This window comes from Haemophilus sp. HMSC066D02 (assembly GCF_001810545.1).
Classification (GTDB): Bacteria; Pseudomonadota; Gammaproteobacteria; order Enterobacterales; family Pasteurellaceae; genus Haemophilus_D.
In genome coordinates this window covers 84689-110167 of sequence record NZ_KV801804.1, presented here as the reverse complement: position 1 = coordinate 110167, position 25479 = coordinate 84689, and the positions used below count along the sequence as shown (strand labels likewise).

At 39.1% G+C, this 25479-nt stretch carries 24 protein-coding genes; 7 read left to right on the top strand and 17 right to left on the bottom strand.

Annotated features, from left to right (window positions below):
- The first annotated feature begins 85 nt into the window (after positions 1–85).
- Positions 86–799, top strand: a complete 714-nt coding sequence (locus HMPREF2750_RS00765) for a GntR family transcriptional regulator (RefSeq protein WP_070582205.1) — start codon at positions 86–88, stop codon at positions 797–799.
- A gap of 78 nt (positions 800–877) precedes the next feature.
- Here the strand turns inward: HMPREF2750_RS00765 and tehA are convergent, their stop codons facing one another.
- Both tehA and serS read right to left on the bottom strand, forming a co-directional pair.
- Positions 878–1822: a dicarboxylate transporter/tellurite-resistance protein TehA gene (gene tehA / locus HMPREF2750_RS00760; protein WP_070582204.1), complete on the bottom strand. Its 945-nt coding sequence runs from the start codon at positions 1820–1822 to the stop codon at positions 878–880.
- Between the two features lie 156 nt (positions 1823–1978).
- On the bottom strand, positions 1979–3268 hold the full coding sequence (serS, locus tag HMPREF2750_RS00755; protein ID WP_070582203.1) for a serine--tRNA ligase: 1290 nt from the start codon (positions 3266–3268) through the stop codon (positions 1979–1981).
- A 238-nt stretch (positions 3269–3506) separates the two neighbouring features.
- Between serS and HMPREF2750_RS00750 the strand changes: the two genes are divergently transcribed.
- Positions 3507–3725 (top strand): HP1242/YdcH family protein, encoded by a 219-nt coding sequence (locus HMPREF2750_RS00750; protein WP_070582202.1) that lies wholly within the window; start codon positions 3507–3509, stop codon positions 3723–3725.
- A 51-nt stretch (positions 3726–3776) separates the two neighbouring features.
- On the opposite strand, the gene HMPREF2750_RS00745 is transcribed toward HMPREF2750_RS00750, so the two are convergent.
- Together HMPREF2750_RS00745 and HMPREF2750_RS00740 are read right to left on the bottom strand one after the other, a co-directional pair.
- On the bottom strand, positions 3777–4655 hold the full coding sequence (locus HMPREF2750_RS00745; protein ID WP_070582201.1) for a DMT family transporter: 879 nt from the start codon (positions 4653–4655) through the stop codon (positions 3777–3779).
- Complete coding sequence (locus HMPREF2750_RS00740; protein WP_070582200.1) at positions 4655–5455, bottom strand: hypothetical protein; 801 nt, start codon at positions 5453–5455, stop codon at positions 4655–4657. Before HMPREF2750_RS00740 ends, HMPREF2750_RS00745 begins: the two co-directional genes overlap by 1 nt.
- 132 nt (positions 5456–5587) lie before the next feature.
- On the opposite strand from HMPREF2750_RS00740, the gene HMPREF2750_RS00735 reads away from it, so the two are divergent.
- Positions 5588–6250, top strand: coding sequence for a trimeric intracellular cation channel family protein (locus HMPREF2750_RS00735; protein ID WP_049362782.1), 663 nt, complete (start codon positions 5588–5590; stop codon positions 6248–6250).
- 162 nt (positions 6251–6412) lie between these two features.
- Here HMPREF2750_RS00735 and HMPREF2750_RS00730 read toward each other — a convergent pair whose 3' ends face one another.
- The gene (locus HMPREF2750_RS00730; protein ID WP_070582199.1) at positions 6413–6796 is read right to left on the bottom strand and encodes a CDI toxin immunity protein; all 384 of its coding nucleotides are present in this window, start codon (positions 6794–6796) and stop codon (positions 6413–6415) included.
- A gap of 207 nt (positions 6797–7003) precedes the next feature.
- Between HMPREF2750_RS00730 and proA the strand changes: the two genes are divergently transcribed.
- A complete protein-coding gene (gene proA, locus HMPREF2750_RS00725; protein WP_070582198.1) occupies positions 7004–8257 on the top strand; it encodes a glutamate-5-semialdehyde dehydrogenase in 1254 nt (417 codons plus the stop codon).
- Positions 8258–8321: 64 nt separating this feature from the next.
- On the opposite strand, the gene HMPREF2750_RS00720 is transcribed toward proA, so the two are convergent.
- From HMPREF2750_RS00720 to seqA, 10 genes are all read right to left on the bottom strand, one after another.
- Positions 8322–9170, bottom strand: a complete 849-nt coding sequence (locus HMPREF2750_RS00720) for a DUF808 domain-containing protein (RefSeq protein WP_070582197.1) — start codon at positions 9168–9170, stop codon at positions 8322–8324.
- Between the two features lie 40 nt (positions 9171–9210).
- The gene (gene dnaX / locus HMPREF2750_RS00715) at positions 9211–11355 is read right to left on the bottom strand and encodes a DNA polymerase III subunit gamma/tau (protein ID WP_070582196.1); all 2145 of its coding nucleotides are present in this window, start codon (positions 11353–11355) and stop codon (positions 9211–9213) included.
- Between the two features lie 16 nt (positions 11356–11371).
- Entirely contained in the window at positions 11372–11914 is a 543-nt protein-coding gene (gene apt / locus HMPREF2750_RS00710) for an adenine phosphoribosyltransferase (protein ID WP_005698770.1), read from the bottom strand.
- 113 nt (positions 11915–12027) lie between these two features.
- On the bottom strand, positions 12028–12987 hold the full coding sequence (lpxM, locus tag HMPREF2750_RS00705) for a lauroyl-Kdo(2)-lipid IV(A) myristoyltransferase (RefSeq protein WP_070582195.1): 960 nt from the start codon (positions 12985–12987) through the stop codon (positions 12028–12030).
- A gap of 9 nt (positions 12988–12996) precedes the next feature.
- Positions 12997–13764 (bottom strand): TSUP family transporter, encoded by a 768-nt coding sequence (locus tag HMPREF2750_RS00700; RefSeq protein WP_070582194.1) that lies wholly within the window; start codon positions 13762–13764, stop codon positions 12997–12999.
- A gap of 10 nt (positions 13765–13774) precedes the next feature.
- Positions 13775–14647 carry a penicillin-insensitive murein endopeptidase gene (gene mepA / locus HMPREF2750_RS00695; protein WP_070582193.1) on the bottom strand — a complete coding sequence of 291 codons (873 nt, stop codon included), beginning with the start codon at positions 14645–14647 and terminating at the stop codon, positions 13775–13777.
- Between the two features lie 63 nt (positions 14648–14710).
- Positions 14711–15784, bottom strand: a complete 1074-nt coding sequence (gene aroC, locus HMPREF2750_RS00690) for a chorismate synthase (protein ID WP_070582192.1) — start codon at positions 15782–15784, stop codon at positions 14711–14713.
- Positions 15785–15799: 15 nt separating this feature from the next.
- Positions 15800–19144, bottom strand: a complete 3345-nt coding sequence (gene mscK / locus HMPREF2750_RS00685) for a mechanosensitive channel MscK (RefSeq protein ID WP_070582191.1) — start codon at positions 19142–19144, stop codon at positions 15800–15802.
- Positions 19145–19157: 13 nt separating this feature from the next.
- Positions 19158–20510 (bottom strand): o-succinylbenzoate--CoA ligase, encoded by a 1353-nt coding sequence (gene menE / locus HMPREF2750_RS00680; RefSeq protein ID WP_070582190.1) that lies wholly within the window; start codon positions 20508–20510, stop codon positions 19158–19160.
- Positions 20511–20514: 4 nt separating this feature from the next.
- Positions 20515–21156 (bottom strand): replication initiation negative regulator SeqA, encoded by a 642-nt coding sequence (gene seqA / locus HMPREF2750_RS00675; protein ID WP_070582189.1) that lies wholly within the window; start codon positions 21154–21156, stop codon positions 20515–20517.
- 70 nt (positions 21157–21226) lie between these two features.
- On the opposite strand from seqA, the gene HMPREF2750_RS00670 reads away from it, so the two are divergent.
- The 3 genes from HMPREF2750_RS00670 to fur all read left to right on the top strand — a co-directional run bounded on the left by HMPREF2750_RS00670 (position 21227) and on the right by fur (position 23133).
- Positions 21227–22012, top strand: coding sequence for an alpha/beta fold hydrolase (locus HMPREF2750_RS00670; protein ID WP_070582188.1), 786 nt, complete (start codon positions 21227–21229; stop codon positions 22010–22012).
- A gap of 128 nt (positions 22013–22140) precedes the next feature.
- Positions 22141–22665 carry a flavodoxin FldA gene (gene fldA / locus HMPREF2750_RS00665; RefSeq protein WP_049362803.1) on the top strand — a complete coding sequence of 175 codons (525 nt, stop codon included), beginning with the start codon at positions 22141–22143 and terminating at the stop codon, positions 22663–22665.
- A 33-nt stretch (positions 22666–22698) separates the two neighbouring features.
- Positions 22699–23133, top strand: coding sequence for a ferric iron uptake transcriptional regulator (fur, locus tag HMPREF2750_RS00660; RefSeq protein WP_049366031.1), 435 nt, complete (start codon positions 22699–22701; stop codon positions 23131–23133).
- A 107-nt stretch (positions 23134–23240) separates the two neighbouring features.
- On the opposite strand, the gene argG is transcribed toward fur, so the two are convergent.
- Positions 23241–24575, bottom strand: coding sequence for an argininosuccinate synthase (argG, locus tag HMPREF2750_RS00655; protein ID WP_070582187.1), 1335 nt, complete (start codon positions 24573–24575; stop codon positions 23241–23243).
- Between the two features lie 51 nt (positions 24576–24626).
- On the bottom strand, positions 24627–25457 hold the full coding sequence (locus HMPREF2750_RS00650; RefSeq protein ID WP_070582186.1) for a Rossmann-fold NAD(P)-binding domain-containing protein: 831 nt from the start codon (positions 25455–25457) through the stop codon (positions 24627–24629).
- Positions 25458–25479 lie beyond the last annotated feature (22 nt).

Below are 25479 nucleotides of genomic sequence, written 5' to 3'. Positions count from 1 at the left end.
TCACATTTTATACGTATAACATTTATGATTTTATGATATGCTATGACGACACCTATGGAACGAACGGTCGATAAAAGGATTAAAAATGAGCAAGTACAAGCAAGTCTATAACGAGATAAAGACCCAAATTAATAATGGTAATTTAGCGCCATTGCAAGAACTCCCGAGTGAAAATGAACTCATGCAAAGCTATGGTTTTTCTAAAGATACTATTCGAAAAGCGCTTTCTTTACTAGAAATTGATGGCTACATTCAAAAGCAACAAGGCCGAAATTCGATTGTTTTAGAACATGATTTATCTAAACCACAAATGCTTTCTGAAATTAAAACCGTCAGCGAATTAAATAATGCCTCTACACACCAAGTAAAAACCACATTAACCAGCTTGTATATTGTGCAAGGTGAAGAAGAGCTGATGCATATTTTTAATGTCGATGACCAGATCGATTTCTACCGTATTGCTCGTCTCCGTGAAATTGATGGCGAAGCCGTTGAATATGAGGTTTCTTATTTTGATCGCCGTATCGTGCCTTTTATTAGCCGAGAAATCGCTGAGCAGTCTATTTATCACTATTTGGAAAACGAATTAAAATTAAAAATTAGCCACTCACAACGAAAAATTGTCTTTCGCTATGCGAATGAAGAAGAAAAAAATGCGATAAATCTTGGTGAGTATGACATGATTGTGAATGTGACGAGCACCACTTATTTGGCTGATGGGCGACCGTTTCAATATGGGAGTATTAGTTATCGACCAGATAAGATTGCGTTTACATCAACAGCAAAACGACATGTCTAGTTTTTGTAAATGATAGGTTGTTATTTAAAAAATTCATAAAAAAAGTACGGTTATTTTTAACCGCACTTTTTATTTAAGCTATTTTAACCAAAATTGTCCTTTGAAAATTTTTCCTAATGTCATCAGCACCAAACCGCTCATCATCAAGTTAGCAAAGATAAATGCACCGTTTGCCAATCCGCTCAGTACGTTATGATGAACAAAAGAAACAGCCCCGTTTGCTAAAGAAGCTAATCCAAATGAAAAAGACCAAAAACCAATATTCATCCCTTTTTCACTAATCCAAGGGAAAAGGCGAATTAAAAAGAACATTTGTAAAAAGCCGTATCCCCATAAGAGCTTAACGAAAAGATCAATCTCTCCCTCATTAAGCGATAAGTAAGCCGACGAGCCCACAAATGCTGGGGCAAGAATGATCCCCATTGTTGGACGAAATTGTGGTTCAATCTGCAACACTCGTAAACGTTGGAATAACACCGGTTCATAAATAATCCACGCAATCATCCCCGCCCCTAAGAATAAGTAGCCTAAATCTTGATAGCCTAACAAGGCTAATGATGAGGCACTGGTGAAATTAGTCGCGACAGAGGGCAAATAAAATGGTGGCAGTGTCGATTTCTGCTCAAATTTGCCATCTTTCCATAATGCACTAATACGCACTGAAGCAAACAATAATTGCCCAATTGTCCCGATCCAAATTAATCCCTCACCAATGAGAGGAAACCAACGATACAGAATATCCCCGGTTAACATCGTTGTAATCGGTATTAAGGCAAGAAAAGAAAAACGTATCGGACAACAATATTCATCTCGTACTTCGTGAGAGAAATAAATTATTTTATAAATATAAAGTAAGACGAAAAGTGCCCATACTGAAACAGACGTTATGCCAATAATATCACTCACATCCCGAGAAAAAGAGAGCGTATCGCCCATATGCAGCCAAGCTAAAGACAAGGCACCTAAACCTAATGGAATAGCAAAATACCCTGTTGGTAATGGAAAAGGTCGTTTATCAGTCATGATTATTCTCCTAAAATTGGTACCTTATAAGATTACCCATAAATGCACGAATATTGATGTGGATTTATCTCAAAGACTAGAATAAAAATCTCATTTCTCTAAATGAAAGAAAGGGCTAATAAACATTAGCCCTAAATTGAATTAATATATTTTTGATTATTTGCAGATCACTTCTAATCCGCCCATGTAAGGACGTAATACTTCTGGCACAGTAATTGAGCCATCTGCATTTTGATAGTTCTCAAGCACCGCCACTAATGTACGGCCTACCGCTAAGCCAGAGCCGTTTAATGTGTGCACTAAGCGAGTTTTCTTATCACCTTTCGCTTTGCAACGAGCTTGCATACGACGCGCTTGGAAATCCCACATGTTTGAGCAAGAAGAAATCTCACGGTAAGTATCTTGTGCAGGCACCCACACTTCTAAGTCGTAAGTTTTGCAAGAACCAAAGCCCATATCACCAGTACAAAGTAATACTTTACGATATGGTAAATTTAAAAGTTGTAATACTTTTTCTGCATGGCCTGTTAATTCTTCAAGCGCTTCCATAGATTTATCAGGATCAACGATTTGTACCATTTCCACTTTATCGAATTGGTGCATACGAATTAAACCACGGGTATCACGACCATAAGATCCTGCTTCAGAACGGAAACATGGTGTATGTGCGGTCATTTTGATTGGTAAATCTGCTTCATCAACAATCACATCACGAACAAGGTTAGTTACCGGTACTTCTGCTGTTGGAATTAATGCGTAAGGTTGTTCGCCTTCTAGCGCTAAAGTATGGAATAAGTCTTCACCGAATTTTGGTAATTGACCTGTTCCATAAAGAGTCGTATGGTTGACTAAATAAGGTACATAAGCTTCTAAATAACCATGTTGTTCAGTATGAAGATCTAGCATAAATTGCGCTAATGCACGATGCATTTTAGCAATTTGACCTTTCATTACCGCAAAGCGCGCACCTGCTAATTTAGCCCCTGCTGCAAAATCTAATCCATTGGCATCTTCACCTAATGACACGTGATCTTTGATTTCAAAATTAAATGTACGCGGTGTCCCCCAACGTAAAATTTCTTTATTTTCAGTGTCGTCTTTACCTAATGGCACTTCATCCGCTGGGATGTTTGGAATGCTTAACGCGATTTGATTGATTTCTGCTAACACGGCATCAAGTTGAGTTTTCGCTTCGTTAAGCTGTTCGCCCATGTTATCTACTTCAGCCAATAATGGTGCAATGTCTTCACCACGTGCTTTTGCCGCACCAATGGCTTTGGAACGCGCGTTACGTTCAGCTTGTAATGTTTCAGTTTTTACTTGTAAATCTTTGCGTTGTTCTTCTAATGCGGTAAGTTTTTCCGTATCAAGAATAAAGTTACGTTTTACTTTTAATTTTTCTGCTACTTCAGCCAGATTATTACGGAGTAAATTTGGATCGATCATTGGAATTCCCTATTTTTCATTATGAAACAGATACCTTTATTCTAGCGTGCTTTGAGCAAATAAACCAGTTAAAACCCTGATTTTTCTTTTATTAATATCTTCAAAAACATCCAATTTTATGACCGCACTTTGCCATGATTTAATTTTGTGATCTCTGTCAAATTCTGAGAATGAGACACTAGAAACAGCAAAAAAAAGTTCTATAATGAAAATGAACGTTAACCAAGAGGAGTAACCTATGTTTCCTGAATTTCGCGATTTAATTACTAATCTCAAAAATAAAGATGCTTATTTCGATCGCTTGTTTGAAAAGCACAATGCATTAGACCAAGAGATCAAAAATAAGATTGATAACATAGAACTCGCTACTCATACGGAAATTGAGAACTTGAAAAAAGAAAAATTACGGATTAAAGACGAGCTCTATCAATACTTGAAAAAGAAAACAGCTGAGTAATTGGTTTAATGTGAAGACAAAGTGCGGTGAAATTTACCGCACTTTTTTGTTTTAAGAGGTTTTACTTTTTTGAGAGCCCAGATAAATTGCCACTAATGTCAGCACTGCACCCGCCCATTGCCAATGATTGATGGGCTTATCCAAACCAAAATAATCAATCACAAGCGCCACCACCGGTTCAGAAAGAAGCAATAAACCGGTTAAACCTAAAGATAAGTAAGGAATGGTATAAGCAATCATTCCCCATGCTAAGCATTGCATCACCGTACCATAAATAAATACCAATCCCCAATCGGTAAATGTAGTTGGATAAAGGTTATCGTAATTAAAAATAAGCGAAGGAATAATTAAGACCAAAGCACCACTCACGCTCAGAATAAACATTAATGGAAATAAAGCCGTTGGCTCTTCTTCGTGCACCTTTTTAATCATAATCATTGAAGCCGCAAGCATGCCTGCAGAAATGAGACCAATGATAATGCCGTACATCCCTTCAAAATTATGTTGTAGTTCTTCCCCAGTGATTAAGACAACCCCCACAACCGCTAAAAATAGACTTAACATTTGTAGTTTGCTTTGACGTTCGCCAAAAAATAAATACCCAATTGCCGCCAAGAAGAAAATCTGCAAGCTATTCAACAAGGTTGAAATACCTGGCCCCACTGCATATACACTATCATGCCAAAAAGATAAATCAAAGGCTAAAAAGATACCAGATAATACGGCATACATGATCGCTTTACGGCTTTTAGGAAAACGCTGTCTTTTTAATTTCATCAAAAACCAGAAAATAAAAGAGGCAATGAGTAAGCGCCAGAACGCAATGGCATAACCTCCCACTGGCACAAACTTAACAATTAGGCTTCCTAAACCGAATAGCACGCAGCCCACGACTAACATCGGGGCGGCGTAAGATTTTATTTTATCCATTAAATAAACATCGCCCAGACTGGCAAGCTACTAGCCATAAAGAATAAAATGAGTAGGCTGTTATAGCTGAGTTTCCATTTATTTACACTGTGTAAGAGCAATACACCCGCTATCACTAAGTGAAGCAGAAAATAAATGCCGTATGCGAAAACGTTCGAAAAAACGACCGCACTTGTGCCTTGATAAATAATAAAAATCAGTACTGCCAATGCATTAAGGACTAGTAATAAAATCATCAATAATGGTAGTAATGCAATGAAACCTTGCAGACGATTACGAGAAACGGACAAACATAAATTCGCTAATAATACGCCCATTAAAGCTTGTGCCAGTGGGTTATATTGCACGAAATTCGGTGTTGGATTGCCGAAGAAAATCATCAAATAGGCAATGACACCAAATCCACTCACCAAAGATGCCATTAAGAGAAAACCACGGCGAGCGACTTCATCTTTAGGTTGTTTCCATACTGCATATACGGCAGATAACCCGCATAAGCTGACAATATCAATTATCACGTAATGATGTGGTGAGGCCAAGCTCATCCCTAGCCAAATAAACCAATAAAGCGCAAAACAGACATTTGCTTTAATTAAACGCCCACGCTGCCCTGGGCAAATTTCCCCTTTAATAAAGGCAACTAAACAAAGCAATTGGGCAATCAGCACGCCAAAGGCTAAATGAGGAATCAATTTTTCAGCAAGTTGCAAAGATTCTATAAAAAAATCGACCATTAATAGCAACCCAATTGGCAATATCGCAAGAAATGCGGCCAAGGGTTTGGATTGTTCTTCTGACATAAAATTCTCGATTAGAAAAAGAAGGCGTCATTATGCCAAAATTTACGGCTTTTTTTAATGGCTTTCGTGCATTTTGCCTCATTCCCTTTTAAAATAAGCAAAATAATAACCGCACTTTAGGAACCACAAAAAATGCTATTAAGCGTACTTTATATTATTGGAATTACCGCCGAAGGAATTACCGGCGCATTAGCCGCTGGACGAGAAAAAATGGATATTTTCGGGGTAATTATTATCGCCTGCGTGACGGCGATTGGCGGAGGTACAGTACGTGATGTATTATTAGGGCACTACCCTGTTGGCTGGGTTAAACATCCTGAATATTTCATCATGGTAGCTGGTGCGGCAGTATTAACCGTTTTTATTGCGCCCTTCATCAAACATTTTATGCGCTACTTTCGCACCATTTTCTTGGTGTTAGATGCCTTAGGATTAATCGTGTACTCCATCATCGGTGCGCAAATTGCCATTGATATGGGTTATGGCTTTACCGTGACATCCATTGCGGCAACCGTGACAGGGGCATTTGGTGGTGTGTTGCGTGATTTACTTTGTAACCGCATTCCCCTTGTATTCCAAAAAGAACTTTACGCCAGCGTGTCATTCTTCTCCGCGGCTATGTATATGGCATTCCAACACATTCAATTAGATCATACATTTACGATTTTACTGACTTTATTCAGCGGTTTTTCATTGCGTTTACTTGCTGTTCGATTTGGCTGGGGACTACCCGTTTTCGATTTCCAAGAGCAAGAAGATGAAACAAATGATAAATTACCGAAGAAAACGAAATAATTGATAAGCTGTACGTTTAGCTTTCTCTGATTAAAGAGATTGCATGATGGAGTCATAAGATAAAACTATTTAAAAAATTTTTAAAATTTCTTAAAAATCAAACTCATTTTATATTCTAGCACTTTAGATTGTATACCGCTCAAATGCTAAACGACTCGATAACTACTCAGAATTCAAGGCTACAATATCTAATGGAGTTTTTCGGGGCACTATTTGAGCCAAATAACCATCCCCAAGCAAAAACACTTTTGTTGATAGTGCAGATATATCATATATTTTTTCTAAAGCTAAGAATAAATTAGTTTTAAAGATAGGTACCCCACTTATATCGGCTAAAACATAAACTTCTGAAGATTTTACTTTTTCTTCAATCAATCTGATCAATTTATCAAATTTTAAAGTAACAATACCTTCCTTTAATTTATTTATATTTCCATACTCAAATGGATATTTATAAAAAATATTTAGAACCTCTTTCTCTTTTTCCTCTGATAAGAGGCTAAAATCGTCTGAAAGAGCTTCTACACACTCTTCAAATAATGTCATACAAACCTTTATTTTATTGTTTAAGAAATATTAAGACTTACCTAGGGTTTATAAATTCTCAAATCGCACCCTACTCACGAGATATAAACTGAATAGATGATAAATCATTACTCATAATTCACAAAATCCTTAATTTTAATCATTTCACCTTGCTCATTTTTACGATAAGCTACACCATATTTTTGTTGAAATAACAAGGGATTCGATATGTTAGAACAAATGGGCAAACAGGCCAAAGATGCAGCCTTTATTTTAGCGCAGTTAAACACCACTGAAAAAAATCATGCACTCAGCATTATTGCAGATCAATTAGAACAACAAGCGGATCGTATTCTTGCCGCAAACCAAAAAGATATTGAAATCGCGAAACAAAATGGCTTATCTGAAGCCTTAATTGACCGCCTCTTATTAACCGAAGATCGCCTAAAAGACATTGCAAATGATGTGCGCCATGTGATTTCGCTCGCCGATCCTGTGGGTAAAATTATTGATGGGGGCACCTTAGATAGCGGATTAAAGATCGAACGAGTTCGTACTCCGCTTGGCGTGATTGGTACCATTTACGAAGCACGTCCAAATGTCACCATTGATGTGGCAAGCCTTTGCTTAAAAACCGGTAATGCCGTGATTTTACGTGGCGGAAAGGAAACACAACATTCCAACCAAATTTTAGTAGAAGTGGTACAAAATGCCCTTGAACAAGCAGGATTACCACGCCATGCAGTCCAAGCTATTACCGATCCGAATCGTGAACTGGTGATGCAACTGCTTAAATTGGATCGCTACGTGGATATGATTATTCCTCGTGGCGGTGCTGGTTTACATGAGCTTTGTAAACAACATTCTACCATTCCAGTGATTGTCGGTGGTGTGGGTGTTTGTCATCTTTTTGTGGAAGAAAGTGCTGACCAAGAAAAAGCCCTTGCGGTGATTGCGAATGCAAAATGCCAACGTCCAAGCACATGTAATACGTTGGAAACACTTTTAGTTCAACGCTCGATTGCAGAAACCTTCCTACCAAAACTCGCGAAATATTTAGCCGAGAAAAAAGTAAAATTCCATGCAAAATCGACCGCACTTTCGATTCTTCAAGCTACAAATGTCGATGTGCAAGAAGTGACTGAACAAGCATTACGCCAAGAATGGGGCTCACTCGATCTCAATGTTGTGGTGGTTGAAGATATGGATGCGGCGATTGCTCACATCTGTGAATATGGCACACAACATTCAGAAAGTATCTTGACGGAAAACCAACGATTAGCCACGCAATTTATCAATCAAGTAGATGCGGCAGCCGTGTATGTTAATGCAAGTACTCGATTCACCGATGGCGGACAATTTGGTTTAGGTGCAGAAGTGGCGGTAAGTACCCAAAAACTTCATGCTCGTGGCCCAATGGGGTTAGAAGCCTTAACCAGTTATAAATGGGTCTGTGTCGGCGATTACACTTCTCGTAAATAATCTGTTTTGTCTATAAAAAACCGCACCTTGAAACAATCAAAGTGCGGTTATTTTTTATCTCATTTTAGTGTTTACCGAATAATTTCATCGCGGGTAATACAATCGCACAAGCAATCGCGCCTACGATCACACCCACGACTAACGTCGACACATTACCGAGTAAACCATCGGCTAATTGATAATCAGCGAGCAAATGATGAATGAAATCCACATTATGTACGAAAATACCGCCACCGACTAAGAACATCGCAAGCGTACCGATAAAACTAAGTGAACGCATAAATTTTGGCATAATCACTAAAATTGCATTCCCGATTGACTTCGCTACGCCACCTTTTTTGATAAGGTATAAACCAAAATCATCTGCTCTAACAATTAATGCAACCAAGCCATAAACAAAAATAGTGATTCCGATACCGACTATTGAAAGGGAAATAATGCGGGTCAGCAAGCTCGCTTCGGTTAATTCGCCCAATGCAATAATGATAATTTCAGCGGAAAGAATAAAATCCGTACGAATTGCCCCTTTAATTTTAGCGGCTTCATTAAAGGTTGTTTTTTCTTCATGCTCTTCATGAGCAATAAACTTATGTAGAATTTTCTCTCCCCCTTCAAAACATAAATACGCCCCACCAATCATCAGAAGTGGCACAATTAACCAAGGTAAAAACGCAGAAAGCAGTAAAGCAATTGGAATTAAAATGACTTTATTGACTAACGATCCTTTTGTTACCGCCCAGACAATGGGTAATTCACGATCGGAAGATGCCCCTGTTACCTGATTAGCATTTAAGGCTAAGTCATCGCCTACCACGCCAACGGTTTTCTTGGCTGCCATTTTGGTCATCAAGGCGACATCATCAAGAATCGATGCAATGTCATCAATAAGAGTAAAAAGAGAGCTAAACGCCATATTCTTTCCTTTATAAAGTTAAAATTTAGAGAAATGAGTTTTAGACTGGTCGAATGCTTTCAACATCCAACTTCGCATCAAACTCTTTTTGTAATAAAAGCAGTTTTTTATCTTGCTGTAAATCCGTACGTGCCTGTTCACGCAACTCCTGATAAACTTTTTTGCGGTAATCCATCGGGGTTAAAACATCGGAATCTTCAACAAAAATCGACAATTTGACTGGTTTTTCATATAAACGTTCAAGATGATCCACTAAATTTTTAATATTTCGATCTTGTTTTAAATGGGCTTTTTCAGAATGAAGCCCGAGTTGAATTTCATCTTCGGTTTGCGACTTAATAAAGCAATTTAATGCCAACTCTTTTGAGAAACCAGTCACGCCAGAGCGTTCAACGATATCCGTCCAAGGATCTTGTTTTTGCGTAATTTGAATAATTTTCTCACGCAATTCTGGTGTCACATCTTTTAAAATCGCCTGTTTAATATCAGAAGGTCGCACACCGCTATCCACTTTAGCTAAATCCGGATTACTCCACTCCCAACGGTAAGTTTCCGCATCCAGAATTTCCTGCTCTTCCGCATCCATTTCAGCATTGTCATCAATGGTATTTTCAACCGTTTCAACACTTTGCTTTAACGCTTCTGCTTGTTGAGTAATTGGATTTGACACTGCTGCTTTCGTTTGCGTCGCTTTCGGTGGTGTCATCTCTCGCACAGGAAGTGCGGTCATTTTCGGTGAATTTTTTTGCTCATCTAACGCTTGGAGATGATGCAAGGTTTCTTCCACTGCGGCTTGTTGTTCATCATGATGATGTTGGCGCTCTGATTGCTCAATTTGCGTTAATTGATTCAATGCTTCTAATGCCGCAAGACTGGCTAAATTTAATGAAGATGTTGTTTGAGTGGAAACAGGTTGAGAAGGTGAAGAATGCACAATCGCCGATTGAGCCATTGGCTTTTGCGCTTGTGCAGAATAATTTGCTTTGATGTTTTGCGACAGCACCGGCATATCCACATAACCAGAGATAGGCTGATTTTCAACCGCACTTTTCTGTGTATTTTGTTCAGGGGATAGCACGCCTTGTTTAGGCGTTTGTGCTGCCGTAAGGAACTTTGGGTGGAATGCCAATGCCCTCAATAATGTCATTTCTGCACCAATTCGACGATTTGGTGCGGTGGCCAATTCTTTTCGACCCGATACAATCACTTGATAGAAAAATTGTACGTCTTCCGGTGAAATATGTTTGGCCAGAAAACCTAAGTGATCGTTTTCATCTGTGGCATTTTTAGCAAGCAACTGCATTAAGGCAATTTGATGCAATTTCTCTGCTGTTTCTGCCAATAACTCATCCCAATCGCCCGCTTTTTCTGCCACCGTTTGGATGGTTTTCATTAAACGCTCACCGTTACCTTGATGTAAGGCGTAAATGATTTCAATCGGCTGATCTTCATCTAACAGCCCAAGCATGGTATTCACCACATCGGTAGAAACTTTACCGTTGCCCATGGCAATCGCTTGATCCGTTAAACTTAAACTATCACGAATACTGCCCTGTGCCGCTTTGGCTAATTTATCCAATGCAGGCGCATCAAAAGGAATATTTTCTGCCGTAAGCACGCGATTAAGATGCGCTGAAATTTGCGGTTCATCTAATGCTTTAAGATGAAATTGCATACAACGGGATAAAATTGTAATCGGCAATTTTTGTGGATCCGTTGTAGCCAATAAGAATTTCACATATTCAGGCGGTTCTTCCAAGGTTTTTAACAACGCATTGAAAGAATGGCGGGAAAGCATATGCACTTCATCGATAAGATAGACTTTATAGCGCCCCACTACCGGCTTATATTGCACGTTGTCTAATAGCTCACGCGTATCTTCTACTTTGGTACGAGAAGCCGCATCGATTTCAATTAAATCAATAAAGTTGCCCGCTTCGATCGCTTTGCAGTTTTCACATTCACCGCAAGGATCGGCAGTAATACCGTTTACACAATTCAATCCTTTCGCAAATAAACGAGCAATGGAGGTTTTACCCACGCCACGGGTGCCGGAAAATAAATAAGCATGATGTAAACGGTTTTCTTTTAAACCGTTTTCCAAAGCAGTGAGCACATGGCTTTGTCCCACTACTTCAGAAAAGTTTTTTGGTCGCCATTTTCTGGCTAAAACTTGGTAGCTCATCGCATCTCTTTAAAAATTAATGGCCTTCAAAATTTACTAAGGTATAGCAATCAATGCCTAAATCACGTAAGCGTTTTTCGCCCCCTAATTCTGGCAAATTAATTACAAAGGCAGCATGCTTCACTTCACCGCCTAAACGTTGAACTAATTTCACGGTAGCTTCAACTGTACCGCCTGTCGCTAACAAGTCATCAATGATTAACACATTATCACCTTGTGAAATCGCATCTGTGTGCAATTCAAGGGTGTCTTGACCGTATTCTAATTGATAAGACTGTGCAATCACTTCACGCGGTAATTTTCCTGGTTTACGAACGGGGATAAATGGCAAGCCTAATGCTAATGCAACTGGCGCACCAAAAATAAATCCACGAGACTCGGTACCAATTACTTTTGTGAGACCTTGATCTTTATACTTTTCAACGATCAAATCGATTGTGGCTTTGAAAGCCGCAGGCACTTCGAGTAAGCTCGTGATATCACGGAAAATGATGCCTTCTTTTGGATGATTTGGGATAGATTTGATAGAAGATTTGATTAATTCAAGTTGTTTGTTCATAAATAATTGCTCAAAAAAGAGTAAGAAAAAATCCTGTTTTTAGGCTCGCATTCTAGCATATAAAAATACAAAAGTGCGGTGAATTTTGACCGCACTTTTATAAATAAAATAAATTAATCTGGGTAAATATCTTCCCCGTCTTTTCGCGTACGAAGAAGCTGTAAAATCCAGACATATTGTTCGGGGGTTGGTGTAACAAAATATTCAATTTCCTCGTTCATCGCACGAGCTGATTGCTCAGGATCTTCGCTTAATTGCATAGGTGGGCGAATTTCCATTTCATACTTGCCATTCTTAGCGTTATAGCGTGGAAACATTGGAATAACCACCGCTTTTGCTAATTTCGCCATTTTGTTTAACCCAGGAAGTGTGGCTTTATAAGTGGCAAAGAAATCTACAAAGACACTTTGCTCGGCACCAAAATCCTCATCTGGAAGATAGTATCCCATTTGACCTTGCTTGATGTGCGCTAAAAACGGCTTAATCCCATTTTGGCGAGCATGCATTTTCCCGCCAAAACGCTGACGAGCTAAAGTCCATAACCAATCTACTAATGGATTTCGGTGAGGGTTATACATTGATGTCATCGGCATGCCGTGTGTATGCAAAATAATACCAGAGGCATCAATCGCCCAACCATGTGGCACCATCAAAATGATGTTATGCCCTTCGTCTTTGGCTTGTTTGATATGCTCAAGACCAATGAATTCACTGCGTTTTTGTAAATGTTTTTTAGAACGAATGGCAATTTCACCGATACCAAGCATGACTTGTGCGACCGTCACAAACATCTCTTCAATCACTTTGTCACGCTGCTCAGCCGTCCAATCCGGGAAACAGAGTTTCAAATTAATCTCGGCACGAATACGTGGTTTACCGATTTTTTTCGTCAGCGCACGAGCCAGTTTCTCGGCCATTTTATCGCGTAAACGAAATGGCACAAAAGCAAGTAACAAAAGCACAAAAATACCAAGCCAAATGCCCCAATTTTTCGGGTGCAAATATGACCATGAAAAATGTGGTTCATAGCCTGTTCGTGCCGTAATACGTAATTTTTTTTGAGAATCTGTCATAATCAATCGTTAAAAATGAAACCAACCTTGATCATACGCCATTTTTATCGTCATGATAAATGACATAATCACCACCATCGGTCTGATCAGTTGTTTGCCTTTTGCCATCACCATTTTGGCACCTAAATTTGCACCTATCAGGCTTCCTGCCATCATAACTAAACCGACGGTCCAAATCACATGACCACCAATAAAGAAGAAAATTAATGAAGCAAAATTTGAGGTTAAATTCATCACTTTCGCATGTGCGGTGGCTTTGGTTAGGTTAAATCCAAGTAACGTCACACAAGCTAGGTTCATCAATGAACCCGTCCCAGGCCCGAAAAAGCCGTCATAAAAACCCAGAAGAGAGCCAAAAAATAACGCAAAAACAGTATAAGAAATTCGTTGTTTGCGATCACTTTCGCCCAATTTAGGCGTAAACAAAAAGTATAAGCCGATCGCTAAAATGAGAAATGGAAGCCCTTTCTTAATTAATGACGCATCTAAACTTTGAATAAGCAAGGTACCAATCACCGAGCCGATAAAAATCACCAGTAAGATGAAAGAAAACTCCGATAAATTGACCGCTCTTTTACGCAGAAAGTAAATACTTGCCGACAACGCACCGCCGAATGCTTGTAATTTATTCGTGCCTAATGCCATTGCAGGTGGCATACCTGTCATTAATAAGGCAGGGATTGTAATTAAGCCTCCGCCACCCGCTATCGCATCAATAAATGCGGCAATAAAGGCAGCAGCAAAAAGCATGGCTAAAATATCAATCCCCAAGTCCATTATTTAACTCCTACTCTAACCATTCGCTACTATTTGGCGAACTCAACACTTGTTGGCACAAGAACGGTTCTGGTGGTGTCACTTTTGGTTTAGAAGCGCCTGAACCTGGTTTTGCGGGTTCAAACCAAGAATAAAGTTCATCGCCACAACCATCGCCTGCTGGTACAGGTGCTTGATCTTCACAATAAGCGGCATCTTTTGGACAAGCAATACGCACGTGGAAATGTGAATCATGGCCAAACCATGGACGAATTTTGTGTAACCAAGCACGATCGTCTCCCGCAGTTTGACAAAGTTTTAATTTAATTGCTGGATTCACAAAAATACGGGTCACTTTGGGATCTTGCGCGGCCAGTTTGATTAACGTTGCATGATTGTTACTCCACACATTTTCATCAACACGTTGTGCTTGGCGATTCACCACGAGTAAGCCTTTTCCGTCAGAATTTAACGCTTCACTGTCTGTCATGGTACCCATGCGCAACCAAATATCCGCGTCTAATCCCATTTGATGGCTTGCATGCCCCGTTAAAAAGCGACCACCACCTGGCATAGCAATATCCCCAACTAACATTGTCGGTAAGCCCGCTGACTTCGCTTTTTGTCCAAGACGCTGTAAATAGGCAATCATATCCGGATGACCATAATAGCGGTTTTTATTCATACGAATCACTTGGTATCCCTCACCTTTATAAGGCAAAGGTTCAGCCCCAATAATACAACCATTCGAATAGCTACCAATTGGATTTGCCTTACCATCTGTTGCAGGAATTGGACGTTTAATTCGTTGCCAATCTTGTGGCGAGGCTGTTGTTTGTAGCGAGAAAAAAACGCTCCCTAAAACAACCGCACTTGAAAGTAATTTTGTTAAAGATTTATTCATAAGATTTCCTAAAACGAATTACCTTATCTTTAATAAAAGAAAAATAAGCTTAATTTAAAATAGTTATTTACACTGCGCCTTAAAACGCAATAAATGGTCGAGTAAAACAATTGCAACCATAGCCTCTGCAATGGGTACTGCACGAATACCCACACAAGGATCATGACGACCTTTTGTCACCACTTCCACGGGTTCTCCCGCTAAATTAATAGAGCGTCCTGGAATGGTAATACTGGATGTTGGTTTTAGAGCAATAGTCGCAATAATTGGCTGACCTGAGCTAATGCCCCCTAAAATACCGCCAGCATGGTTGCTTTCAAAACCATTTGGTGTCATTTCATCACGATGTTCACTGCCACGCTGTTCGACCACTGCAAAGCCATCGCCAATTTCTACACCTTTAACCGCATTAATCCCCATTAAAGCATGGGCTAAATCCGCATCAAGTCGATCAAAAACAGGCTCTCCTAAACCAACAGGAACATTCTCTACAATCACGGTTAGTTTGGCGCCAATCGAATCGCCTTCTTTTTTCAATTCACGGATTAATTCATCAAATTTTTCGACCGCACTTTCATCTGGACAGAAAAATGGATTGCTATTCACTTTATCCCAATCAATTTTATCGATAGTCTGTGGTGCAATCTTCACTTCGCCAATTTGACTCAAAAAGCCACGTACTTCAATGCCAAACTGTTCACGTAAATATTTCTTCGCAATCGCTCCCGCAGCAACACGCATAGCGGTTTCACGTGCAGAAGATCGTCCACCTCCGCGATAATCACGAATACCGTATTTTTGTTGATAGGTAAAATCAGCATGCCCAGGACGAAAACGATCTTTGATATCGCCATAATCTTGTGAACGTTGATCACCATTTTTAATGATCATTCCAATACTGGTACCCGTTGTTTTACCTTCAAACACCCCAGATAAAATCTGTACTTCATCGTCTTCACGACGTGGCGTAGTGTAACGCGATGTACCGGGTTTACGACGATCTAAATCAGGTTGAATATCCGCTTCCGATAATTCAAGATTCGGCGGTACGCCATCTACGATACAGCCTAATGCAATACCATGTGACTCCCCAAAGGTCGTCACACGAAAAAGTTGTCCGATAGTATTCCCTGCCATATTTTCTCTCTTTAATTAATGATTTTGGGCTAATTTTGCCACATCAATAAATGGAATCTCTTCGCCTGTATCTTTGTTTTTGATAAAGATATCTAATTGGTTGAATGCAATATCAATATTATTTTCTGCAAATAACTCATTCACGCGGCGGTTGAGCGCATCAAGCGTATCATTTCGCTCAGATACTTGCCCTACATAAACACGTAATTCGTGATCTAATGTACTTGCCCCAAAGGTTAAAAATAGCGCTCTTGGTTCTGGATCTTTTAAGACGCTTGGTTGCTCATGTGCAGCTTGCAATAATAAGCGTTTCACTAAGTCTAAATCTGAACCATACGCCACCCCAACAGATACAACCAAACGAGTAACGGTGTTAGATAATGCCCAGTTAGTCACTTGTCCGGTTACAAAGGATTTATTTGGCACAATCACTTCTTTTCGGTCCGGATCGATCATCGTAATGGCGCGAATACGGATTTTCGCTACTGTACCTGTTACATCGTTAATTGTCACAGTATCGCCCACACGAATTGGACGCTCAAATAATAAAATGATGCCGGAAACAAAGTTCGCAAAAATTTCCTGCATACCAAAACCGAGACCAACGGAAAGGGCGGCAAATAACCATTGTAATTTAGACCATGACATCCCAAGGGTAGAAAATGCCCATGCGCCACCCACTGCAACCAAGATATAGGTTAATAATGTTGTAATGGTATAAGGCGTACCTTGTGAAAGTTTCACTCGGGAGAAGAGTAATATTTCTAAAATACCTTGAATATTACGCACTAAAATATAGGTAATCACAACAATGATTAACGCAACAATCAAGTTAAAGAGTGAAATCGTTTCGGTCACCACGCCCGCTTCAGTTGTTGAAGTTTGTTGCCACAAGGTAATATCACGCAAATAACTTACCACCGTAACTAAATCTGACCAGACATAATAAAAGATGACAAAAAGTGCGGTCCAAATAAAGAGATCGGCAAAGCGTAGTAACTGGCTACGCACTTCATTTAAGTCCAATCCCTCTTCTTGTTCGGTAATCACGACCACATCATCAGAGGCTGAAGCATCACTTGAATCTTGTTGTTTTTGCTGACGTTTTTCTTGTAAACGACGATAAGCTAAACGTCTTGATGCTACGGTGACACCACGATAAATTGTATGACGCACCAACGACCACACCACCCATGCAATGTAGGTATTAATAATATGCGTAATTAAATTTAAGGCGGTGTAATAATAGCCTAAAGCAATTAGTGCAATTAAAATAACAGGGACCAATTGCAATAAGATTCGTACAATTTTGAAAATGGTTCTATCACGCTTATCTGTTGTCGTTGAACTCAATGATTTTTCAGTACGAATAAAACGTGGTGCAATAATTACAATGCAGAAAAGCAAAGCAACAATGGTATTAATTTCACCCAATACGTCATTTGCTAAACCTGTATCCATGACATTACTGAAAATTGACGTATTCAGTAATAACACAACAGAAACAATAATACGTTTCGTGACGTCTTGTAGGCTCGCTGCACTCTCTTTAGTAAAACCAAAATGGCACACTAAAATACCATTCGGACGAAGAATAGCTAAGATAAAACTAAAGAACCACCAATAGCCCGCCATGCTAAGCGACCACTCCCAAAACTCTTGTGGATTTTTCACAAAGAAAAAGCCTAAAAGTTGGCAAGTCGCTAAGAACCACAGGGTGCCTGATAACGATAAAAGCGCCGTATAAAATAACGCAAGTGGCGTATGCCATTGGCTGTCAGAACGAAGCGTGTTAATCTCACCATTAATCACGGCTAAGCGTTGTTTAATCGATTCTTTAAATTTGAAAATCAATCCACCAATCACAAACAAAATAAAGACGTAAGTGAGTAAATACGGCAAATTATCAAAGTTTGTTGGGAAACCTAATTTTTTACCAATACCATCAAATTGTGCTTTAAGTGACATCGGTAATTTCTTGAACCAATCAAGATTAATTGGATTATTACTTTTTACCCAGAAACTTTGTTGGTCGAGTTTAGACTGAATCTGATCACTGATTTGTGTAATTTGCTGTTGGGTTAGCTCTAAGGAAATCGCTAAATTCAATTGATTATTCAACGATTTAATTAAATCAGAACCCACTTTACGACGTTCAGTGAGCAAATTGGTTAATTGTGTTTTTTCTGCTGGCGTAAAGGATTTGTTTTCATCCTGCTCAATTTTACTGATGTAGGCATCAATATCATAAAGCTCATTACGTTTCTGCGTAATATCGAAGATCTGTACACGCAAATCCGCAATTTGTTTTGAAAGACCTTGAATATTTAAGTTGGTCGGTAATTTTTGTTTTTGTTGCTGAATAATGCGTGAAAGCACCAATGTGCCTTGTAATGCACTGATTTGCTCATCAATGGTACGTTGTGTCTGCGTTAAGTTATCCAACACATTTCGCATGCGTAGTTCATCTTGCGTTAATGTATTGGTTTTCTCTGTTTGCTCAAGTAAATATTGGCTAAGTTGAGAATTTAAATCCAACTCTTTCTGGATCAGCGGATTTTGCTCAACACTTTGGTTTTGTTGTTGTGCTTGCTCAACTTGATTTTGTGTTTTAGCCAAATTCTTTTGGTTTATCACTTCTTGAATAGCCGCAATTTGTTGCTGCAATGCTTGAACTCGCGTATTCAACAGTTCATATCGACTTTGATAAAGCACAGTCAACTGATCGCTATTTTTTAATAGCACTTGATTATAGATATTTTTTAGCTCAATCAATTGCAACTCAAGTTGAATTTGCTGTTTTAATAGCGAACTAGTTGTTGGGTCAGCCAATTTCTGATTCAATTCTTGCGTACGTTTAACATTATCTGTTAAGGCAGTTTGGGCGCGTTCGGATACAGAGCTTTGCCCTGCAAGTTGTGTATTCACGGCACTTAATGCAGATTGAGCATCTTGTTGTTGATTGGTCAGTTTCTCAACCTGAGCCTGCAAATTCGCTAAACTTTGCGAAGCATAATCGGTGTTATTTGGCGTGCTTAGCTGTTTTTTAAGATTTTGAAGATCGGCATTATTCTTCTGAATTTCAGAATCTGCATCAATAAGCGTATCTTGCAAATCGTTATTATTTTTTTGCTGTGTTTGAATTTGTTGCAAGAAATCAAGCGAAGCCTGGATTGTCGCGACGTTGTTTGTTTTTTCATCACCATCTGGTAATTTTTGTGCCTCGGCTAATTCACTTTTTAGTGTTTTTTCCGTCGGTAAATCAGCATTATTATTCTCTGCCCAAACAGGCTGAGAAAGCGCCAGCGTAAAAACAAATGAAAGACCAAATGCGGTCAAAACTCGAGAGATATTTTTCATTAAACTAACTTTCCTATTGTTGCGACAGCCAATCGGCGAGTGCTTTGCGAGAAATCTTTATTGCCCCTTGGATTAAATCCTGAGGGAGTTCATAGTAGGCAACAGGTTGCTTAAATCGCTCCAATCGCCCTTGTAAAAAAACGTTGAGAGATTCGACCGCACTTTCATTAAATGAGGTATGAAATTCAACAATTGCGACAGGGCGATGGCCAAATTCCTCATCATGTTTAGGTAAAACAAAGACTTGTTTCACAAAATCTGATTGTGCAATCACTTTTTCAACTTCTTCCGGCTGAATATTTTCTCCACCAGAAATAAACATATTATCCAATCGGCCTTGAATAACTAATTCGTCATCAAGCCATTGACCTTTATCTTTTGTTTGGAACCAACCTTCTGCATTGGTGAGTGGAACAATATGCCCTTCTCGCCAATATCCCATGGCAAGTCCGGCACCTTTTAGCCAAACTTCTTCATTCACTAACTTGAACTCTCGGCCAAGTAAAGGCTGTCCCACGCCTATTTTTCCATCAGATTGCTTAGCGAATACGGTAGAAGCCATTTCTGTCATACCATAACCGGAATAACTTCGAATCCCTAATTCATTTAACGCTTGAGTTAATTTAACAGGAATTTGCGTTCCCCCCAATAATACCGCTTGCGTATGAATAGATTGAGGATGCTCCGTCAAATAATCAAACCAACGTTGTAATTGCGTTGGCACGAGAGAAACATGAGAAACTTCACCAATAGATTGATAAAAATCTTCTTTCGGTAGTACTAAAGTTGCTCCCGCATACAGCCAACGCCACACAATACCTTGTCCAGAAACATGATAAAGCGGTAAGGAAAGTAGCCATGATTGTTCTTTGCCAAAATTCATTAAGGCACAAACGCCTTCCGCATTAGCTAAATGAGCAGAAATATTATGCACAACAGCTTTAGGCAAACCAGTCGAACCCGATGTGAGCGTCATCGTAGCTGCTTTTGTACAATCGGTTTCATGTTGGGCTAACGCTTTAGTCACTAAATAGCGAATATCTTCGGTTTGATAACAAAAATCTACACCATAAACTCGGCACAATTCTTCTCTTTTTTCTTGAGGAAATGCAGGGTTGATACCTAAAATTTTTGCGCCTAGCTGAATGACCGCTAAATAGAGAAATAAGATCTGTTCTGAATTTTTACCGCAAAAAGCGACCGCACTTTGCGTCGTTACACCTTGTTGTAAAAGAAAGGCTTCCACTTGATTAATTTTCTCAGCAAGTTCCACCCAAGTAAAAGGATCGCCTTGCGAATTTCGCAACGCGACCTGATTTGCATACGCTGAATTTTGGGCAAATGCTTGCCAAGGGAATTTTTGCATCGAATTAGTTGCTAACGAAATAAGGGCGAATTTCGTCAATTAAATATTCCGGCAAATGCATAGATTGCATCGCCCCTTCTAGCATCAACATCTTACGACCACTATTGGTATTGGTAATCACCCAATATGGCGTATCTGGAATTTGTTTTGGTTTAGTATGATTCCCCGCCACAAGCAACGTTCCTTCATCACGAGCAAAATACACACGAGTACGGCCTTGCAAGCTTTCGGTTGCCTGTGCAAAGCTTTCTGGATTGGTACGATAAAGTGTACGCAATATACTTAAAAAACGCACGACTGCTTTTGGCTCTTCTTTAAATTCAGCAGAATTCAAGAGTGCACGCACTTTATCAACAATGTGATTAATTGCTTCATCTGATTGTTTTTTCACTGCTTTTGGCGGTTCGACAGGTTCAACTTTTGGCTGAGATGCTTCGGTTGTTTTTTCCGCTAAAACAGGCTCAGAATGCACCGCACTTTTTGGCGTTTCAGCTGATGCCACTGATTCAAAGAAATCAACCGAGCTTGTTGCATGAGTAGGTAAATTCAACAAACGGCGAAGAATATCAGACGCACTTTCTCCAATAGATTGAGTTTGTGCCGCAATGTATTGATATAATTCTTCATCGACTTCAATTATCTTCATTTTTTTCTCTCCGTTTGCTAAAATTTTCGTCCATTATAACGATTTCTAACCAAATTCTCACGCAAAATATATGTCATCTTCCCAATTATTAAACCATCAATTTCACCAAGCAAAACAATTAATTAATTCGCCCACTTTAATTTTCATTCATGGCTTGTTTGGGGATATGAATAATCTTGGCGTCATCGCGCGTGCATTTAGCGATAACTATAATATTTTGCGCGTAGATTTACGTAATCATGGGCATAGTTTTCATTCAGAAACAATGAATTACGATGTCATAGCTGATGATGTATGGCAACTTATCGATCACCTTAAATTAGATAAAGTGATCTTAATTGGTCATTCAATGGGCGGAAAAACGGCCATGAAAATGACCGCACTTCAACCACAGCGAGTGGAAAAATTAGTTGTCATTGATATTGCTCCAGTCGCAAATAGCAGTGCTGGACATGATGATGTGTTTCGTGCTTTGTTTGCGGTGAAAAAAGCGCAGCCACAAACTCGTCAACAAGCTAAGCCTATTTTAGAAACTGAAATTGCTGATCCTAGTGTAGTGCAATTTATGTTGAAATCTTTTGAGCCAACTTCAAATGAATATTTTCGTTTCAATTTGACCGCACTTTTTGAGCATTATGCAGAACTGATGGATTGGCAGGAAGTTTATGCTAATACGCCTACACTCTTCATTAAAGGCGGGCTTTCATCTTATATTAAACCTGAATATACCGAAACCATTCTAAAACAATTCCCTAATGCGACCTCCTTCACTATCAATGGTTGTGGGCACTGGGTTCATGCAGAAAAACCTGATTTTGTGATACGTGCTATTGATAGGTTTCTAAATAAAAATTAATCGTTTTAAATGAGAATTATTCTATTCAAATGAGAATTCATTTATGTTATAGTTCGCACAAATTGTAGGGCTTTGATCCCTCATCTTTTTTTTCTACTCACCTAATTTTATTTCAAAAGGAAAGAACAATGGCAGTTGTCGGTTTATTTTACGGTAGTGACACAGGTAATACAGAAAACATTGCAAAAATGATTCAAAAGCAATTAGGCAACGAACTCGTTGATATTCGTGACATTGCAAAAAGCTCTAAAGAAGATATCGAAGGTTATGATTTTTTACTTTTCGGTATTCCAACTTGGTATTACGGTGAAGCACAAGCTGACTGGGATGATTTTTTCCCAACTCTAGAAGAAATTGATTTTACTGACAAATTAGTCGGTATTTTTGGCTGTGGCGATCAGGAAGACTACGCAGATTATTTCTGTGATGCGATCGGTACAGTACGAGATATCGTTGAACCACGCGGTGCGATTATTGTAGGGAACTGGCCAACGGATGGTTATACCTTTGAATCATCAAAGGCATTATTAGATGATGGAAACTTTATCGGTTTATGTATTGATGAAGATCGTCAACCTGAACTTACTGCAGAACGCGTAGAGAAATGGACAAAACAAATCTACGATGAAATGTGTTTAGCAGAATTAGCTTAACCATCTCTAATTTAGCAAATTTAAGGGAACATTATGTCTGAAGAAAACATCAAATTACTCAAAAAAGCAGGATTAAAAATTACTGAACCTCGGCTCACTATCCTTGCATTAATGCAAGAGCATAAGCATGAACATTTCTCAGCTGAAGAAGTATATAAAATCTTGTTAGAGCAAGGCAGTGATATTGGCCTTGCAACTGTATATCGCGTGCTTAACCAATTTGATGAAGCTCATATCTTGATTCGCCATAATTTTGAAGGCAACAAATCTGTTTTTGAGCTTGCGCCAACAGAACACCACGATCACATTATCTGTGAAGATTGTGGCAAAGTATTTGAGTTTACTGATAACATTATTGAACAACGTCAAAAAGAAATCAGTGAACAACATGGCATCAAATTAAAAGCACACAGTTTATATCTCTACGGCAAATGTAGCGATATCAACAAATGTGAAGAGAAAAAATAATTCTTGCTAAAGAACAAAAACCTTAGGCTAAAACCTAAGGTTTTTTATTCTCTCAACTAAAAGTGCGGTTTAAATCGACCGCACTTTTTCCAATTTAAAAGAGAAAATTATTTTTTACCTAATTGTGGTAAAACGGAATCTTTCCCTGCTGTTAAGAGACCTACTTGAGAGTAGATACTTAATTTTCCGCGCGTATCCGCTACGTCTAAGTTACGCATGGTTAATTGACCAATACGATCGATTGGATCAAATGGTGCATTTTCCACTTTTTCCATACTTAAACGTTCTGCCGCATAAGTTAAGTTTGGTGATTCAGTATTTAAGATTGAGTAGTCATTACCACGACGAAGTTCTAATGTCACTTCACCAGTCACCGCACGAGCGACCCAACGTTGTGCAGTTTCACGTAACATTAACGCTTGTGGATCAAACCAACGACCTTGGTATAACAAACGACCTAAACGTAAACCGTTGATACGATATTGTTCAATAGTATCTTCATTGTGAATACCGGTCACTAAACGTTCATAAGCGATATGGAATAATGCCATTCCCGGTGCTTCATAAATACCACGTGATTTGGCTTCGATAATACGGTTTTCAATTTGGTCTGACATGCCTAAACCATGACGACCACCAATGCGATTTGCTTCTAAGAAAAGATCCACCACGTTATCAAATGTTTTACCGTTTAATGCAATCGGCACACCTTCTTCAAAACGAACAGTCACCACTTCTGGTTTTACTTGAACATTTTCATCCCAAAATGCCACGCCCATAATTGGTTTCACAATTTTAATGCCAGTGCTTAATTCTTCTAAGTCTTTCGCTTCGTGTGTTGCACCTAACATATTAGAGTCAGTTGAATACGCTTTTTCTACCGACATTTTGTAGTCAAAACCATTTGCGATTAAGAATTTTGACATTTCAAAGCGACCGCCCAACTCATCGATAAATTGTTGATCTAGCCATGGTTTGTAAATTTTTAAATTTGGGTTGGTTAATAAACCATAACGATAAAAACGCTCAATATCGTTACCTTTGAAAGTTGAGCCATCCCCCCAGATATTAACATCATCTTCTTTCATTGCTGCGACAAGCATCGTACCTGTTACCGCACGACCAAGTGGTGTGGTATTGAAATAGGTTGCTCCACCAGTAGAAATATGGAATGCACCACATTGAATAGCCGCAATCCCTTCATGGGCTAACTGCGCACGACAATCCACTAAACGCGCATTTTCCGCACCATATTCCATCGCTTTTTTCGGAATTGCATTGTAATCATCTTCATCTGGTTGACCTAAGTTTGCTGTATAAGCATAAGGTACTGCACCTTTTTGACGCATCCAAAGTAATGCCGCACTGGTATCAAGCCCGCCTGAAAAAGCGATACCAACTTTTTGACCTTTAGGTAAATGTTGCAGAATCGTATTTGACATATTTTATTTCCTTCATTGTGGTTATGGTGAGTAAGTCTTTAAAAAGTGCGGTCAAAAATCACTGCGCTTTTCTAACATATCATCGGGATTTGGATAACGATAAGCGAAGCCTAAATCTCGACAAATTTTATCTGCCATAATGATTCGTTTCGGATCCGAATCACTACAATCGAATTGTGGTATGGATAAATCATAAAATACCGCTGCTTTTGTGTAATATTCTGCTCGAGTAGGATGAATTGGCGCGCAAAGATGATAAGTTCGCAATCCATTTGGATTCATGAGTAAGGCAGTAATAGCTTGAATGCAATCCTCTAGATGCACCAAATTAACAGGTGAATAGCCCTGTTTTAAATTGCATTTTCCTGCTAAGAATTTAACCGGATTGCGTTGTTTACCAATTAATCCTGCAAGTCGAAGAATATCGCAATGCGATATTCCTGATTGGAACAAGCAGTGTTCTGCTTGCATCAGTGTTTTACCCATTTCTGTTTCAGCTGAAAGTTGAGAACCTTCATCAAATTGCCCCGAAATATCAGGAAAAACAGAAGTTGAACTGGTAAAAAGTACATGTTGTACACCTTGTTTCTTGGCTTGATTAGTTAAAAAAGCAAGATATTCACAATACTGTTGAGAAGAAAAACTGCTAGGTGGTAGGGTGATAATGAGAGCATCTACATTAAAAAGAGGGCGAATATGGTCTGGTAAACGTTTCATTTCGTCAGAAAGCGAAAAAGGATAAGTTTCAATACCTAGCTGATGCAATTTCTGAGCATCATCAGGGGATTGTTTTGAGCCTTTTACACACCAACCAAGTTCTTTTAAGTGCAGCGCCAGCGGTAAGCCTAACCAACCTAAACCAACTATCGCAACAGATTTCATACTCTTTTATTCACAATATTTT

What these genes read in the sequence shown, in the direction of transcription:
- tehA (WP_070582204.1), bottom strand. Translation starts at nt 1,822, where the DNA reads ATGACTGATAAACGACCTTTTCCATTACCAACAGGGTATTTTGCTATT.
- dnaX (WP_070582196.1), bottom strand. Translation starts at nt 11,355, where the DNA reads ATGAGCTACCAAGTTTTAGCCAGAAAATGGCGACCAAAAAACTTTTCT.
- mscK (WP_070582191.1), bottom strand. Translation starts at nt 19,144, where the DNA reads ATGAAAAATATCTCTCGAGTTTTGACCGCATTTGGTCTTTCATTTGTT.
- proA (WP_070582198.1), top strand. Translation starts at nt 7,004, where the DNA reads ATGTTAGAACAAATGGGCAAACAGGCCAAAGATGCAGCCTTTATTTTA.
- apt (WP_005698770.1), bottom strand. Translation starts at nt 11,914, where the DNA reads ATGAACAAACAACTTGAATTAATCAAATCTTCTATCAAATCTATCCCA.
- HMPREF2750_RS00750 (WP_070582202.1), top strand. Translation starts at nt 3,507, where the DNA reads ATGTTTCCTGAATTTCGCGATTTAATTACTAATCTCAAAAATAAAGAT.
- HMPREF2750_RS00740 (WP_070582200.1), bottom strand. Translation starts at nt 5,455, where the DNA reads ATGTCAGAAGAACAATCCAAACCCTTGGCCGCATTTCTTGCGATATTG.
- HMPREF2750_RS00745 (WP_070582201.1), bottom strand. Translation starts at nt 4,655, where the DNA reads ATGGATAAAATAAAATCTTACGCCGCCCCGATGTTAGTCGTGGGCTGC.
- aroC (WP_070582192.1), bottom strand. Translation starts at nt 15,784, where the DNA reads ATGGCAGGGAATACTATCGGACAACTTTTTCGTGTGACGACCTTTGGG.
- serS (WP_070582203.1), bottom strand. Translation starts at nt 3,268, where the DNA reads ATGATCGATCCAAATTTACTCCGTAATAATCTGGCTGAAGTAGCAGAA.
- seqA (WP_070582189.1), bottom strand. Translation starts at nt 21,156, where the DNA reads ATGAAGATAATTGAAGTCGATGAAGAATTATATCAATACATTGCGGCA.
- HMPREF2750_RS00765 (WP_070582205.1), top strand. Translation starts at nt 86, where the DNA reads ATGAGCAAGTACAAGCAAGTCTATAACGAGATAAAGACCCAAATTAAT.
- mepA (WP_070582193.1), bottom strand. Translation starts at nt 14,647, where the DNA reads ATGAATAAATCTTTAACAAAATTACTTTCAAGTGCGGTTGTTTTAGGG.
- HMPREF2750_RS00730 (WP_070582199.1), bottom strand. Translation starts at nt 6,796, where the DNA reads ATGACATTATTTGAAGAGTGTGTAGAAGCTCTTTCAGACGATTTTAGC.
- lpxM (WP_070582195.1), bottom strand. Translation starts at nt 12,987, where the DNA reads ATGACAGATTCTCAAAAAAAATTACGTATTACGGCACGAACAGGCTAT.
- menE (WP_070582190.1), bottom strand. Translation starts at nt 20,510, where the DNA reads ATGCAAAAATTCCCTTGGCAAGCATTTGCCCAAAATTCAGCGTATGCA.
- HMPREF2750_RS00735 (WP_049362782.1), top strand. Translation starts at nt 5,588, where the DNA reads ATGCTATTAAGCGTACTTTATATTATTGGAATTACCGCCGAAGGAATT.
- argG (WP_070582187.1), bottom strand. Translation starts at nt 24,575, where the DNA reads ATGTCAAATACGATTCTGCAACATTTACCTAAAGGTCAAAAAGTTGGT.
- HMPREF2750_RS00700 (WP_070582194.1), bottom strand. Translation starts at nt 13,764, where the DNA reads ATGGACTTGGGGATTGATATTTTAGCCATGCTTTTTGCTGCTGCCTTT.
- HMPREF2750_RS00720 (WP_070582197.1), bottom strand. Translation starts at nt 9,170, where the DNA reads ATGGCGTTTAGCTCTCTTTTTACTCTTATTGATGACATTGCATCGATT.
- HMPREF2750_RS00650 (WP_070582186.1), bottom strand. Translation starts at nt 25,457, where the DNA reads ATGAAATCTGTTGCGATAGTTGGTTTAGGTTGGTTAGGCTTACCGCTG.
- HMPREF2750_RS00670 (WP_070582188.1), top strand. Translation starts at nt 21,227, where the DNA reads ATGTCATCTTCCCAATTATTAAACCATCAATTTCACCAAGCAAAACAA.
- fur (WP_049366031.1), top strand. Translation starts at nt 22,699, where the DNA reads ATGTCTGAAGAAAACATCAAATTACTCAAAAAAGCAGGATTAAAAATT.
- fldA (WP_049362803.1), top strand. Translation starts at nt 22,141, where the DNA reads ATGGCAGTTGTCGGTTTATTTTACGGTAGTGACACAGGTAATACAGAA.